12 protein-coding genes are annotated in these 14,061 nt (G+C 67.2%); 7 read left to right on the forward strand and 5 right to left on the reverse strand.

Annotated features, from left to right (window positions below; genetic code table 11):
• Window positions 1-172: 172 nt before the first annotated feature.
• A complete protein-coding gene (locus CFB39_RS06490; protein ID WP_089472484.1) occupies window positions 173-1,195 on the forward strand; it encodes an AraC family transcriptional regulator in 1,023 nt (340 codons plus the stop codon).
• A gap of 126 nt (window positions 1,196-1,321) precedes the next feature.
• Window positions 1,322-1,951 (forward strand): NAD(P)H-binding protein, encoded by a 630-nt coding sequence (locus CFB39_RS06495; RefSeq protein ID WP_089472485.1) that lies wholly within the window; start codon window positions 1,322-1,324, stop codon window positions 1,949-1,951.
• A gap of 24 nt (window positions 1,952-1,975) precedes the next feature.
• On the opposite strand, the gene CFB39_RS06500 is transcribed toward CFB39_RS06495, so the two are convergent.
• Window positions 1,976-2,893 (reverse strand): LysR family transcriptional regulator, encoded by a 918-nt coding sequence (locus CFB39_RS06500; RefSeq protein WP_089472486.1) that lies wholly within the window; start codon window positions 2,891-2,893, stop codon window positions 1,976-1,978.
• Window positions 2,894-3,020: 127 nt separating this feature from the next.
• Between CFB39_RS06500 and speB the strand changes: the two genes are divergently transcribed.
• From speB to CFB39_RS06525, 4 genes are all read left to right on the forward strand, one after another.
• Window positions 3,021-3,977, forward strand: coding sequence for an agmatinase (speB, locus tag CFB39_RS06505; protein WP_089472487.1), 957 nt, complete (start codon window positions 3,021-3,023; stop codon window positions 3,975-3,977).
• A gap of 94 nt (window positions 3,978-4,071) precedes the next feature.
• Complete coding sequence (locus CFB39_RS06510) at window positions 4,072-4,749, forward strand: SOS response-associated peptidase family protein (RefSeq protein WP_089472488.1); 678 nt, start codon at window positions 4,072-4,074, stop codon at window positions 4,747-4,749.
• Between the two features lie 303 nt (window positions 4,750-5,052).
• On the forward strand, window positions 5,053-6,483 hold the full coding sequence (locus CFB39_RS06520) for a cytosine permease (RefSeq protein ID WP_089424963.1): 1,431 nt from the start codon (window positions 5,053-5,055) through the stop codon (window positions 6,481-6,483).
• A gap of 160 nt (window positions 6,484-6,643) precedes the next feature.
• Window positions 6,644-7,714: a porin gene (locus CFB39_RS06525; protein ID WP_089472489.1), complete on the forward strand. Its 1,071-nt coding sequence runs from the start codon at window positions 6,644-6,646 to the stop codon at window positions 7,712-7,714.
• A 76-nt stretch (window positions 7,715-7,790) separates the two neighbouring features.
• Here CFB39_RS06525 and CFB39_RS06530 read toward each other — a convergent pair whose 3' ends face one another.
• The 3 genes from CFB39_RS06530 to CFB39_RS06540 all read right to left on the reverse strand — a co-directional run bounded on the left by CFB39_RS06530 (window position 7,791) and on the right by CFB39_RS06540 (window position 11,970).
• Window positions 7,791-8,933 (reverse strand): porin, encoded by a 1,143-nt coding sequence (locus tag CFB39_RS06530; RefSeq protein ID WP_089472490.1) that lies wholly within the window; start codon window positions 8,931-8,933, stop codon window positions 7,791-7,793.
• Window positions 8,934-8,997: 64 nt separating this feature from the next.
• Window positions 8,998-10,413: a cytosine permease gene (locus CFB39_RS06535; protein ID WP_089472491.1), complete on the reverse strand. Its 1,416-nt coding sequence runs from the start codon at window positions 10,411-10,413 to the stop codon at window positions 8,998-9,000.
• A 90-nt stretch (window positions 10,414-10,503) separates the two neighbouring features.
• Window positions 10,504-11,970: an amidohydrolase gene (locus CFB39_RS06540; RefSeq protein ID WP_256991362.1), complete on the reverse strand. Its 1,467-nt coding sequence runs from the start codon at window positions 11,968-11,970 to the stop codon at window positions 10,504-10,506.
• 95 nt (window positions 11,971-12,065) lie between these two features.
• Here CFB39_RS06540 and CFB39_RS06545 point away from each other — a divergent pair, with 95 nt between their 5' ends.
• Window positions 12,066-12,992, forward strand: a complete 927-nt coding sequence (locus CFB39_RS06545; protein WP_089472493.1) for a LysR family transcriptional regulator — start codon at window positions 12,066-12,068, stop codon at window positions 12,990-12,992.
• 37 nt (window positions 12,993-13,029) lie between these two features.
• Here the strand turns inward: CFB39_RS06545 and CFB39_RS06550 are convergent, their stop codons facing one another.
• The gene (locus tag CFB39_RS06550) at window positions 13,030-13,986 is read right to left on the reverse strand and encodes a LysR family transcriptional regulator (RefSeq protein ID WP_069256256.1); all 957 of its coding nucleotides are present in this window, start codon (window positions 13,984-13,986) and stop codon (window positions 13,030-13,032) included.
• Between the last annotated feature and the right edge of the window lie 75 nt (window positions 13,987-14,061).

Raw genomic sequence — 14,061 nt, forward strand, 5'->3', positions numbered from 1 at the left:
CGGCGGCCAGCAGCAGCGCGCGGGCAGCACGAAAGAGCGACGGACGCTTCATGGTGATCGACGCCGTGCGGGTTGCGATGGCGTTCATCATCGGCGCGCGGGCTCGCGCGATCCATGCTGGGGCGGGCCAACCGCTTTAGAATCTAGGCCAACCCACGTCGCGAGGCGTCTGATGAATGTCTGGAACTTTGCCCGCAGCCCGGCTTCCGTCCTGCTGATGATCGATTTCGGCCGCGACCGCAAGATCGCGCCGCAGGCGTTGCTCAAGGGGTCGCAGCTCACGCTGAAGCAGCTTGCCGACCCGGACTTCACGGTGCTGGCCGCGCAGGAGCTGGCCGTTGCGTCGAACCTGCTCGACCTGACCGCCGGGGAGGCCGGCGTCGGCCTCGAGGTCGGCCTGTCGTACCAGCTTTCGGCATACGGGCTGCTCGGCTACGGGCTGCTGAGCAGCGCGACCGGCATGGACGCGGTCGCGCTCGCGGGCCGCTACCTGGCGCTGACCTATACCTTCGTCGGGATGACGTTCCGCCGGGCCGGGCCGCGCGACGTGATTCAGTTCGACGCGTCGCCGGAGCTCGCCGCGAACGTGCAGCGCTTCTTCGTCGAACGCGCGATGGGCGCGACGTGCCGCGTGCTGCGCGACGTGATCGGCAGCGCGTTCGAACTCGCGACGTTCGATCTTGCGTATGGTGCCGGCCCCGGCGCTGGCGCGCAGCAGCCGGTGCTCGGCGCGACGATCCGGCACGGCCAGCCCGCCAGCACGCTCACGTTCGAGCATGCGCATCTCGAGCGACCGTTGCCGCAGGCGAATGCCGCGACCGCGGCGATGTGCGAGCGCATGTGTGCCGAGCTGATCACGCGCAGGCGGACGCGCGTCGACCTCGTATCGTTCCTGAACGAGTACCTGGCCACGCGCCCGTTCGACCGGCCGCCGCAGCTGAAGGACATCGCGACGTTGCTCAACACCAGCGAGCGCACGTTGAAGCGCCGGCTCCAGGAAGAGGGCGCATGCTTCCGGGACATTTCGAGCGCGGTGCGCAAGACCCGCGCGCAGGCGCTGATCGCGGAAGGGCGGCTGTCGATCAAGGAAATCGCGCAGGAACTGGGATTCAGCGACATGTCGTCGTTCTCGCAGGCGTACAAGCGCTGGACGGGTGTCGCGCCGAGCGTGTCGCGACAGGCGGCGGGTTTGTAGCGCACCCTGTAACTTTTGGAGATGTTGGAGGGTTGTCGGCGCCGAGTCGGCCGACGATCATGGGGGAAGCCGTAAGCCGGGCCGTTCCCGGCTCGCCAACGCAGGCTCTACTCGGAAGGATCGGACATGAAATTGCTGCTCGTCGGCGCGACCGGACTCGTCGGGCGTCACGTCCTCGAAGTCGCGCTCGCCGATGCGCGGGTCGATCAGGTGATCGTCGTCGCGCGCCGCCCGTTGTCGCCGCACCCGAAGATGCGCGCGCTCGAGGTCGATTTCGATCATCTGCCCGACACGGCCGACTGGTGGCACGCCGATGCAGTGATCTGCACGCTCGGCACGACGATGCGGGCCGCAGGCTCCCAGGCGGCATTCCGGCGCGTCGACCACGACTATCCGCTCGCGATCGCGCGGCTCGCACACCGCCACGGCACACCGGCTTACGTGCTGAATTCCGCACTCGGCGCGGATCCGGCGTCGCGCATCTTCTACAACCGCGCGAAGGGCGAGGTCGAGCAGGCGCTCGTCGGCGTCGGGTTCGCGTCGCTCACTTACGTGCGGCCCGGCCTGATCGGCGGCAGCCGCGACGAATTCAGGCTCGGCGAGCGGCTGCTGGTGTCCGTGTTGAACGTGGCCCGGCCTGTTTTGCCGGCGAAGTGGCGCGTGAATCCCGCGTCGCGGATCGCCCGCGCGATGCTCGACGCGGCAATCGACGCGCGGCCGGGCGTGCAGGTCATTGCGTCGGACCAACTCGTCTGACGCAAAGCGGGCGGCGCGCGCCGGTCACTGATCCGCGAAGCCGTCGAGCCCGCCGAACTGTTCGGCAAGCGCCGCCGTGAACGCCGCCAGCGCTTCGCTGCCGTCGCAGTTCCTCGGCGTCGCGAGCTGGAATTCGACCGTATGGCTCAGCTTGCTCGCGAGCAGCCGGCGCATCTTGCCTGCGGCGACCCACGGCGCCGCGACGTGGTCGGGCAGGAAGCCGACATGCGCGCCGGACAGGATGAAGATCACGTCGGCGTCGACGTTTTCGGAGAACGCGGTCGGTTGCGCGTTGCGCGGCGCCGCACCCGACGTAGTCGTCTTGTAGAGCCGCGCGACGTTGCTCGCGTTCGCAATGTCGTTGACCGACACGGTCTTCTTCGCGAACAGCGGATGCCGCGCGCCGCAGTGCAGCGACTGGTGTTCGACGAACAGCGGTGCGTAGTGCAGGCCGGCCTGGTGGCCGGAAAAGTAGCCGATCGCGAGCTGCAGTTCGCCCTTCAGCAACCTGCGCTCCAGTTCATCGGGCGGCACCGCGATCATCTCGATCAGCACATCGGGCGCCCGTTCGCGGAAGCGGCCGACGCTCGCCGCGATCGATTCGACGACGTCCGGTGCGAGCCGCTCGGACAGCCCGATGCGCAGTTCGCCGAGCAACGTGCCCGACACGTGCTGCGTATCGCGCGTGAACACGTCCATCGCGTGCAGGAGTCGCCGCGTCGACTGCAGCACGCGCTCGCCCTTCGGCGTCAGCCGGAAGCCGCTCTTGCCGCGATCGCACAGCCGGAACCCGAGGCGCGTCTCGAGCTTGGCCATCTGCGTGCTGATCGTCGAAGGCGCCATGCCGAGCGTGCCCTGCGCGGCGCTGAAGCCGCCGCTTTCGACGATCGTCAGAAAGAGCCGCAGCAACTGCAAATCCATGTCTCTCAATCGGGTCAGCATGGCGATACGTCGCGTTTCGTGAAGTCGGCTTATGTTAGTTCATATTTTTCGTCGGATGCCGTGACGGCAGAATCGGGCACGAGGTCGCCAGCCGCGCGGCCGTTTCCCACCAGACAGGAATCCGACGATGAGCCAGAACGATTTCGCGTTCACGCGCGACAGCCTCTACGGCACGCAGGCCGAACCGACCTTCGCGGGCGCGACGAGCTTCATGCGCCGGCGTTTCAGCCGCGATCTCGGCGGCGTCGACCTCGCGATCACCGGCGTGCCGTTCGACTCCGCCGCGTCGCACCGGCCCGGCACGCGCTTCGGCCCGCGCGGGTTGCGGATTGCGTCGACGGGTATCGCGTGGGCGCGCCCGTGGCCGTGGTCGTTCGATCCGTTCGACGTGCTGGCCGCGGTCGACTACGGCGATTGCGCATTCGATCTCGGGCAGCCCGAATCGGTGCCGGGCGCGATCGAGCGGCATGCGGACGCGATCCTCGCGCGCGGCTGCGCGATGCTGACGCTCGGCGGCGATCACTTCATCACGTATCCGCTGCTGAAGGCGCATGCGAAGGTGCACGGGCCGCTGTCGCTCGTGCACTTCGATGCGCATACCGACACGTGGCCCGACCGCGACGTGAAGCGCATCGATCACGGCACGATGTTCTATCACGCGGCGCGGGAAGGGTGGGTCGTGCCCGAACGGTCGGCGCAGATCGGGATCCGGACGACCAACGACGAGCCGATGGGCTTCGACATCCAGGATGCGCGCCGGGTGCATGCGTCGACGCCCGCCGCGGTCGCCGCGCGCATTCGCGAGCGGGTCGGCGACCATCCCGTGTACCTGACGTTCGACATCGACTGCCTCGATCCGGCGTTCGCGCCGGGCACGGGGACGCCGGTCTCGGGCGGGTTGTCGAGCCATCAGGCGCTCGAGATCCTGCGGCATCTGGACGGCATCAACCTGGTCGGCATGGATGTGGTCGAAGTGTCGCCGCCGTACGATCATGCGGAAATCACGTCGCTGGCCGGCGCGACGATCGCGCTGGAGCTGATCTGCCTGTACGCATCGCGCCGGCGGCGAGCCATGGGGAAATAGATTCGTAAAACTGTTTCGTCATACCAAACAATAGCGCGACCGCGGCCCTGCACTGACCTACGATGGAAACATTGCATCCATCGTCCGCCGAGCCGTGTGCACTCACTACCGCGCCCCCGACGAAGACCCGGGCATCAGCGAACTGAAGATCGGCATCGGCGATCTGTATCGCCGCGACCCGTGGGCCCCCGACGTGTATCCCGACTACGCGGCGCCGATCGCGCGCGCCGCCGGCGACGGCCTCGAAGTCGTCGCGGCCGTGTTCGGCTTCTGGCCGAAATTCATGCAGCCGGAGCGGCTCGACGAGAACGGCCGTAAAAAGAAGAAGCTCGACACGGTGAACGCGCGCGCGGAAACGGTCGGCTCGTCACGGCTCTACGGCAACGCGTGGCGCAACGGCCAGCGCTGCCTGATTCCGGTGCGCTGGATCTTCGAACCCTGCTACGAAACCGGCCGCAACGTGTGGCAGCGGATCGGCGTCGACGGCTGGCAGCCGTACTGCGTCGCCGGCATCTGGCGGCGCTACGAAGGTGACGACGGCCGCGAGCGCGTGGGCATGGCGATGCTCACGGTCAATGCGGACACGCACCCGCTGTTCGCGCGGATGCATCGGCCCGGCGAAGAGAAGCGGGGCGTCGTGATGCTGCGCCGCGACGACTACGACGAATGGCTGCACGTGCGCGACATCGAGGCCGCCCGGCGCATGCTGAACCTCCTTCCCGCCGCCGACATGACGGCCGAGCCCGATCAGGCATCGCCCGCACGCGCCTGAGCTTTCATTATTCCGACATTCATCTTTCGACTGGACAGGCCGAACGTGGCCCGATCATTCGGACATTTTCGAAAAACGGCGGATTCCGGGTAATCACCGATACCTCGCAAGTTGTATATACAAGATCATCCGCTGGCAATGTCGGCACACATCGTGCCGCTTGCGCGCCAGTGCGCAGACCATGCGTGCGTGGCGCATGCCGGCGATCCACGGCGCCCCGCACCCGCCGAGCCGAAAGGGCGGCTCGCAGCTTCCCGTCTCGTTCAAACCATTTGTGATCCTGAGTATTTTGGAGATTTCCCCGTGTCAACGAATCCCAGTGGAAAAGCCGGCGGCCTGATCGAAGTCCGTTCGATCGACTTCATTCCCGACGCCGAGCGCCACGGCGGCTTGCTGAGCCAGTTCACGCTGTGGCTGTCGGCGAACATGCAGATCACGGCCATCGTCACGGGCGCACTCGCGGTCGTGCTCGGCGGCGACGTGTTCTGGTCGCTGGTCGCGTTGCTGCTCGGCCAGTTCATCGGCGGCGCGGTGATGGCGCTGCATGGCGCGCAGGGGCCGCAGCTCGGGCTGCCGCAGATGATCTCGAGCCGCGTGCAGTTCGGCGTCTACGGTGCGATGATCCCGATCGTGCTCGTGTGCCTGATGTACATCGGCTTTTCCGCCAGCGGCTCGGTGCTGGCCGGGCAGGCCGTCGCGCAGTTGCTGCACATCGACGACGCGGCCGGCATCCTGCTGTTCGCGGCCGTGATCGTCGTGCTGACCGTGTTCGGCTATCGCGCGATCCACGCCGTCGGCCGGATCGCGAGCGTGGTCGGCATCGCCGCGTTCGTCTACATGTTCACGCAGCTGTTCGCGAACCACGACATCGGCGCGCTGCTCGCGAACAAGCATTTCTCGCTCGCGAGCTTCCTGCTGTCGATGTCGCTGTCCGCGTCGTGGCAGATCGCGTTCGGCCCGTACGTCGCCGACTATTCGCGCTACCTGCCGCGCTCGACGTCGTCGGTCGCGACGTTCGTGGCGGTCGGCCTCGGCTCGGTGATCGGCGCGCAGGCGGCGATGGTGTTCGGCGTGTTTGCGGCCGCGCTGGCCGGCGGGCAGTTCGCGCACCATGAGGTCGCGTATATCGTCGGTCTCGGCTCGACGGGCGCCGTGGCCGCGCTGCTGTACTTCAGCATCGCGTTCGGCAAGGTGACGGTGACGGCGCTCAACGCGTACGGCAGCTTCATGTCGATGGCGACGATCGTCAGCGGCTTTCGCGGCAAGCACGCCGTGTCGTCGCGCAGCCGCCTCGTGTACATCTTCGGGATGATCTGCGTCTCCACGCTCATCGCGCTCGCGGGCCGCCATTCGTTCCTGAAGGAATTCACCGCGTTCATCCTGTTCCTGCTCGCGTTCTTCACGCCGTGGAGCGCGATCAACCTGGTCGACTACTATTGCTTCACGCGCTCGCGCTACGACGTGCCGGCGCTGTCCGATCCGGACGGCCGCTACGGCCGCTGGAACGTGATGGCGATCACGATCTACGTGGTCGGCATCCTCGTGCAGTTGCCGTTCATGTCGACGCACATCTACACGGGGCCGCTCGTCGACGCGCTCGGCGGCACCGACATCTCGTGGATCCTCGGCCTGGTCGTGCCGGCCGTGCTGTACTACATCGGCGCACGCGCATCGCGCCGCAGCATTCCCGAGCGCCTGATCCTGCCGCTCGAACGCGGCGAAGTTCACCACTGACGACACGTCACGCGCCTCGGGCCGGCCGGCTGCCGGCCTGAGTGCCGCTCGAGCCGGGCGCCGCCTGCGCCCGGTTCTTCCCCACGTTTTCTTTCCCGCGATGCCGGTGCGGCGCGACTGCCGCGCCCGGTGTCGTTTCATTCTCTGACCATTGAATAGTATGACTAAACAAACGATAGCCCGCGGAAGCGATTCCCGGCCGCGGGTGGTGCACGCCGGTCTTCGCATGACGGTCGCGGTGGCGTGCGTCGCCGGACCGGGCGCCGCGTTCGCGCAGGACGGCGTCACGCTGTACGGCGTGATCGACGAATTCGCGCAGTACGTGAATACGGGCAACGGCTACACGGCGGCGATCAATTCGGGCGGCCAGTGGGGCAGCCGGTTCGGGCTGAAGGGCGGCGAGGATCTCGGCGGCGGGCAGAAGATCGAGTTCGCGCTGGAGAACGGCTTCAATCCGAACGACGGTTCGCTCGCGAGTGCGGGCAGCCTGTTCAACCGGCAGGCGTGGGTCGGCATCGCGGGGCAGTGGGGCAAGGTGCGCGCGGGCCGCCAGAATTCGCCGCTGTTCAACGACCAGGGCGGACAGGATGCGTTCGGCGGCGTCACGCAGGCGTCCGGCATGGACAACCTGACCGTGTTCGCGTTCCGCACCAGCAATACGCTGTCGTACCAGAGCCCGGAGATTGCCGGCTTCCAGGGCGGGCTGTACTTCGGGTTCGGCGATGCGGGCGGCGTGCGCTCGGCAGGCTCGAGCCAGCAGTTCGACCTGACCTACGAACACGGGCCGTTCGGCGCGTTCGTCGCGGGCCAGTGGCTGAAGAACGCGACGGCGACCACCACCGATCGCACGATCATGGCCGGCGCGTCGTACGAGATCGGCAAGGCAACCGTGTACGGCGGCTTCTCCGCGGTGAAGTGGGCCGATCTCGGCATCGATTCGCGCGTGTATGGGCTGTCGGTCAAATACCGGTTCAATCCGGCGAACTACGTGGCGCTCGGCTACGCATATCTGCACGACCAGTCGTCGCAGGGCAACCATGCGGACCAGGTCGGGCTGATGTACGAGTACGACCTGTCGAAGCGCACGAGCTTCTACGGTGCGCTGTCGTACCTGCGCAACCGCAAGCAGGCCGGCTATACGCTCGCCGGTGCGGCGAACCCCGGCCTGCCGCTCGCGTATCCGGGGGCGAATGCACGGGGTGTGCAGCTGGGGATCGTTCACCGGTTCTGAAGGATGCGTCGCGCCGCGCTCACGCCGGGTCAGCGGACGGCGTGAGCGCGGCGCGCGCGTGTCGCCACGGTGACGTTCAGAATCGATGCCGGATACCCATGCCGACCAAGGCCTGCGTGTTGCCTGACGCAGGCGAAAGCGTATTGATCTGCGCTTGCGAAAACGGCGTGTCGTCGCCGTGCACGCGCTGGTAGACGGCGTCCAGATACACCTGCGTGCGCTTGGACAGCGCGTACTCGGCGAGCAGGCCGAACTGGTTCCAGTGCGGATGCTTGCCGTCCACGCTGGCTGTCGTATAGGTGTACGCGCCTCTCACGTCGACCGCGGCCGTTGCGTGGAACGTCGCATTCAGTTCGTAGTTGTTGAAGCTCAGCCCGCTCGCACCGGTGAAGGCAGGGTTCTGCCACTCGCCCGTCGGCATCGCCAGGATCGTGCGCGTCACGTTCGAGCCGATCTCGAACCGGTCGAATGCGTAGTGCGCGCCCAGCCCGAAGATGCGCTGGCGCGCGGCGGTGAAATTCGCATCGAGCACGTCCACGGCGCCCAGCGAGCCGGGTGCATCGTCGCCGGGATGGTCGAGCTGCTCGTAGACGGCGGCAAGCTTCAGGCGGCCGGTTTCGTAGGCGAGGCCGGCGGCCCACAGCCGGTTGTCGGCGAAACCGGCGCCGTGGCCCGAGGTGGCGCCCGCCTTGTTGCTGAACGCGTACATGCCGCCGAACGTGACGCCCGCCAGTTCGATGCTCTGGTATTTGACGGCGTTGTTGACCATGTAGGTCGCCCACAGATTGTCGTTGTCGTACGGATGCGCATGGAGCGCGCCGCCCCAGCTGCCGGTGGCGGCGAATTCGCCGAGGTAGTCGCCCACGCTGTCGAGCATGCGTCCGAGCTTGATCGTGCCCGCGCTCGCGCTGCTCAGGCCGATCCATGCATAGTCGCCGAAGATGCGGCCGCTCGGCCAGGCCGTGCCGTTGGCGATCGAGAAGGCGGAGCCGAGCTTGAAGACGACCTTGTTGCCGCCGCCGAGATCTTCCGCGCCGCGCAAGCCCCAGACGCTGGTTTCGGTCGGCGACGAAAGGAGCTGCACCGCGTGCTTGCCGCCCTGGTTGGTCGAATAGAACAGCCCGCTGTCGATCACGCCGTAGAGCGTGACGCTGCTCTGCGCGTGCGCACTCAGCGTACCAAGCGCGAGTGCGCACGACAGGACGATTTGCTTTTTCATATGAATCGGAATCCTGATTGTATTGCGTGAGGAGTGGAATGCGATCGAAGCCGCTTCCATCACGTCATGCGCGGTCGATCTGCGCGTGCCGCGACGCGCGCGGCATGCGGTGGCGGGCTAGCGCGTAGTAGAGCGCGCCGGGCAGGGCCATGCCGACGATCCACGACACGTCGATGCCGCCGAGCAGGTGAAACAGCGGGCCCGTATAGAGTTCGGTCGACATGAACGGAATCTGCGCCAGCACGCCGACCACGTAGCACGCGATGCCGGTCGCATTCCACTTGCCGTAGCGGCCGTTGACGTCCGACAGCGCCGCTACGTCGATCGGCTCGTGCGACACCCAGTAGTAGTCGACGAGATTGATCGCGCTCCACGGCGTGAAGAACGCGAGCAGGAACAGGATGAAGTGGGTGAAGGTGCGCAGGAACGCGTGATCGGCGACGAGCGCGAGGATCGTGTAGGTCGCGACGACGGCGAGGGTCAGCACGATCCGCGCGCCCAGTCCGATCGACTTCTTGCCGCGCAGCGCGGCGGAGATCGTGGCGACCGACATGAAGCCGCCGTACACGCACAGCGTCGACGCGATCAGCTTGCCGAACATGATCGTCAGGTACAGCGTCGTTGCAACCAGCGCGATACCGCCCGAACCGATGCCGACCATGTAGGCGACTTCGTGCCCGGCGAACTGTTTGCCGGCCAGCGCCGCGGCGAACACGCCGAACGTCATCGCGAGCTGGGAGCCGAGCACTGAGCCGGCGCCGATCGTGAGGAAGGTGCGCAGCGGCGACGTCGCGCGCGGCAGGTAGCGCGAGTAATCGGCGACGTACGGGCCGTACGTGATCTGCCACGAAGCCGACAGCGATACCGCGAACAGGAAGGTCGGCCACGTGAAATGCCGGTTGGCGAGCAGCAGCGCCGCGTTGTGGCCGCGCGTCAGGCTGAACAGCAGGTAGACGAACATCAGCCCGCCGACCACGCTGTAGACGCGCCCGACCGCGTGAATGGCGCGATAACCGAACAGCGCGAGCAAGGTCACGACCACCCCGAGCATCACGATGGCCTGGGCGGGGCTCACGTGCATCAGCTGGCCGAGCGCCTGGCTCATCAGCACCGTGCCGCTCGTCAGGAAGCCGATGTACATCACGCAGACGAGCGCGAGCGGAATGATCGCGCCGTAGATGCCGAACTGCACGCGGCTGAGGATCATCTGCGGCAGTCCGGTTTGCGGCCCTTGCGCGCCATGCAGCGCCATGATCGTGCCGCCCGCGATCTGGCCGACGAACAGCCCGACGATCGACCAGAAGACGTCGCCGCCGAGCACGACGGTCAGCGCGCCGGTGACCGCGCAGACGACGGTCAGGTTGGCGCTGACCCACAGCGTGAACTGGCTCAACAGGCCGCCGTGGCGCTCGCTGTCGGGAACGGGTTCGATCGAGCGGTGCTCGATCAGGGTGTCCTTGTCGGACGCGGTGGTGCTCATGACGCTGTCTCCGTGGACGGATGATCCGTCGTGTCGTTATGTGCGGCGTGGAACGCCGGATGGGGCGATGCGGGGGTCGGGCGGCGCTCGTCAGCGCGTCGCGGCTGCCGCCGGCGCACTGCGTTCGTCGCGGCCGGCGTGGATCGGTTCGGCGCCGGCGCCCAGCCGCGCGCGCAGGATCGATGCGAACATCGCGACGCCGATCGGCGCGACGTCGTCGTTGAAGTCGTATTCGGGGTGATGGCACATGTGGCCGCCCTGGCCGAGCAGAAAGTGGCAGCCGGGGCGTGCGTCGAGGAAGTTCGCGACGTCGTCGCCGGCCATCAGCGGCGTGACGTCGCCGATCACGTTTTCCGCGCCGACGACCTCGCGCGCGGCGTCCATCACGCACTGCACCGCGTCGGCGTGATTGACGATCGCCGGCGTGCCGTCGAGCAGTTCGAGTTCGATGCGCGTGCGATGGGCAAGCGCGACGCCGTCGCAGATCGCCCGCATCCGCTCGAGCGCGAAGGCACGCGTGTCGTTCGACAGCGCGCGCACGGTGCCGCCGAGCACGGCTTCGTGCGGAATCACGTTGAACGCATCGCCGGCGTGAAAGCGCGCGATCGAGATCACGACGCTTTCCAGCGGATCCACCGACCGGCTTGCGATGGTTTGCAGCATCGCCACCAGGTGCGCGCCGATCGCGACCGGGTCGACGCCGAGGTGCGGCATGCCGGCGTGGGTGCCGACGCCGTGAATCCGGATCTGGAACCGGTCGGACGAGGCCTGTTGCGCGCCGGCGCGCACGCCGATCCTCGACGGCGGCAGCATCGGGTCGTTGTGGAGGCTGTAGATTTCGTCGAACGGGAATCGCTCGAGCAAGCCGTCGTCGAGCATCGCGCGGCTGCCGCAGACGATTTCCTCGGCCGGCTGGAAGATCAGCACGACGCGGCCGCGGAAGTGGCGATGCTCGGCGAGATGGCGTGCGGTGCCGAGCAGGATCGCGACGTGGCCGTCGTGACCGCAGCCGTGAAAGATGCCTTCGAACACCGACCGGTAGACCGGGCGGCCCAGCTCCCGCATCGGCAGCGCATCCATGTCGGCGCGCAACGCGACGGTGCGGCCGGCGCCGAGCGTGCCGTCGACGATGCCGACCACGCCGGTTTGTCCGACACCGGTATGAACGTCGATGCCGAATTCGCGCAGCCGCGTCGCGATGAAGTCGGCCGTGCCGCGTTCCTGGAAGGCGATTTCCGGTTTGCTGTGAATGAGCCGGCGCCAGTCGCGCATGTCGGCGGCCAGCGCCTGGATCGGTGGGGAAATGGGCATGATCGGGTGTCGCCTCTGCAAAATGGGTAGCGAAGCACGTTGCTGCTTCGGGGGCGGGAAACGGGGTTCCGTTGAAACCGATGCTAAGTGGAGAATTTCGCGTCGGCCAATGCGAATAACCAGACGGGCGATGCAGACCTTGCATGGGCCCGGCGGGCCGCTGCCTGCGGTCAATGCGGATGTCTCGCCCGCGGGGATGGTGGTATATACAAGCCGACTGCCCCCGGCTTCGGTGAAGCGGTGCATCGGCCTTCGATGCACGTCCGTCGTCGGGCTCACCCTCCGCCGCAGTCCGTTCGACGGCAGGTCGAACCGTTGCCGTCATCCGTCCGAGGACCGTCGTGAACATCCGGAAACTTCGCCATGCGCTGGGCCTCGCCCAGCACCTGACGTTCAGCCGCGCGAGCGTCGACGTCAATCTCAGCCAGCCCGCGCTGTCCCGCAGCATCCAGTCGATCGAAGCCGAACTCGGCGTCGCGCTGTTCGACCGCCATCCGAACGGCGTGTCGCTGACGCCTTACGGCAAGGTATTCGCCGAACGCGCGCGGCGCATCGTGATGGAAGCGACGGAATTGCAGCGCGACCTGGCGCTGATGCAGCATGGCGAATTTGGCGAGCTGGCGATCGGGCTCGGCGCGACGCCCGCGATCCTGTTGACGGGGCCGCTGATGGACCATTTCCTGCGCGAGGCGCCGCAGGTGCGCGTGAGCTTCAAGCGCGGCCGTCGCGATACGCTGCTGCGACGGCTGCTCGAGGAGCACGTCGACCTTTTCATCGGCGACATCGCGCAACTCGAGGACCACGCCGACCTGCAACTGACCCGGTTGCCGCGCTGGCCCAGCGGCTTCTTCTGTGCGCCCGACCATCCGCTCGCACGCCGGGGCGCGGTGACGCGCGACGCGCTGCTGCAGCACCGGCTCGGCTCGATCGAGCTGTCGCCGTGGGCGCTGTCCGATCTGTGCGAGTACTTCGAGTGCGCGTTCGATGCGTCGATCTCGTTCCGCAGCGACGACTTTCGCGACGTGGAGGCCGCGGCGTCGATGGGCGGGATGGTCGTGTTCGGCAATGCGGCGGCGTTTCGCGATGCGCTGCGGCGCGGGACGCTGGTCGAGCTGCCGCTCGATCCGCCGTTTCGCCGCGAAGCGCGGCTGGGGCTCGTGACGCTGGCCGCGCGGACGCTGTCACCGGCCGCGATGCGCGCGAAGGCGCTGGCCGAATCGGTCTTCGCGGACTACGCGGCGATGGCGCTCGGGGCGGCGCAGCGATGAACGACCGGCCGACGGGCAACCGGCGGCGCCGTGCCGGCTACTTCCCCAACCGCTCCGCCAGCGAATAGCGCTGCATGCAGCGCTCCATCGCGTCGAGAAACGCGTGCTCGGCCGCGTTCATCTTGCGATCGCGATGCCACAGCAGGAACACGTCGACGTCGACGAGCCCGTCGTCGGGCGGCAGCCGCCACAGTCGCTGCTGGGCGATGTCGTCGCGCACGATGTGCTCGGGCAGGCAGCCGATCCCGTAGCCGGCGAAGATCAGCCGCCGCACTTCCTCGAGGCTCGGCGACGACGCGACGATGCGCCCCGTGAAGCCCCGCTGGTCGCGAAACACGGTGAGCGGCGACAGGCTGTCGCCGATCTGGTCGCTCGTGAACGACACGAAATTCTCGGCGAGCAGATCGTCCATCCGCAGTTGCGTCTGCCCGAACAGCCGGTGATGGCGGCCGCAGTAGATCGCATAGCGCTGGCGCAGGAAGCAGCGCATCTCCAGCTTGTCGTGCGGCGTGCGGCACAGGCCGAGCCCGGCCGTGGCCGTTTTCTGCAGGAGCGAAGACAGAATGTCCGACGAGCGCATCACTTCGATCTGCAGATCGATGCGCGGGTACGCACGATGGAAGTCCGCGAGGAATTCGTCGTAGACGGGCGACTCGATGCGGCTCACCGTCAGCAGCCGGATCGATCCGGTCAGGTCGGCGGTGCTGTCGTCGATCTCGGTTTCGAGGCGCGAGATGCCGCCGTAGATGTCGCTCGCGATCCGGTAGACGGCTTCGCCGGCAGGCGTCGGCGCGAAGTGCGTGCCGCGCCGCTCGATCAGCTTGCGTTCGAGCGTGTCCTCGAGCCGCCGCAACGCCTGGCTCACCGCAGGTTGCGTGACGTGCAGGCGCGCGGCCGCGCGGCTCACACTGCGCTCCTGGATGATCACGAGATAGGTGCGCAACAGGTTCCAGTCGAGGCGGTCGTTCAGGAACGGGGCGAGGTCGGGGCGCATCGGGTCTCCGGGCGAGCCGTCAAGGTGGGTATTAGCTGAATTTATACGGCGAATAATAACTTGAAATTTGACTAA

Origin of the sequence: Burkholderia sp. AU6039 (genome assembly GCF_002223365.1) — a bacterium.
Taxonomy (GTDB): Bacteria; Pseudomonadota; Gammaproteobacteria; order Burkholderiales; family Burkholderiaceae; genus Burkholderia.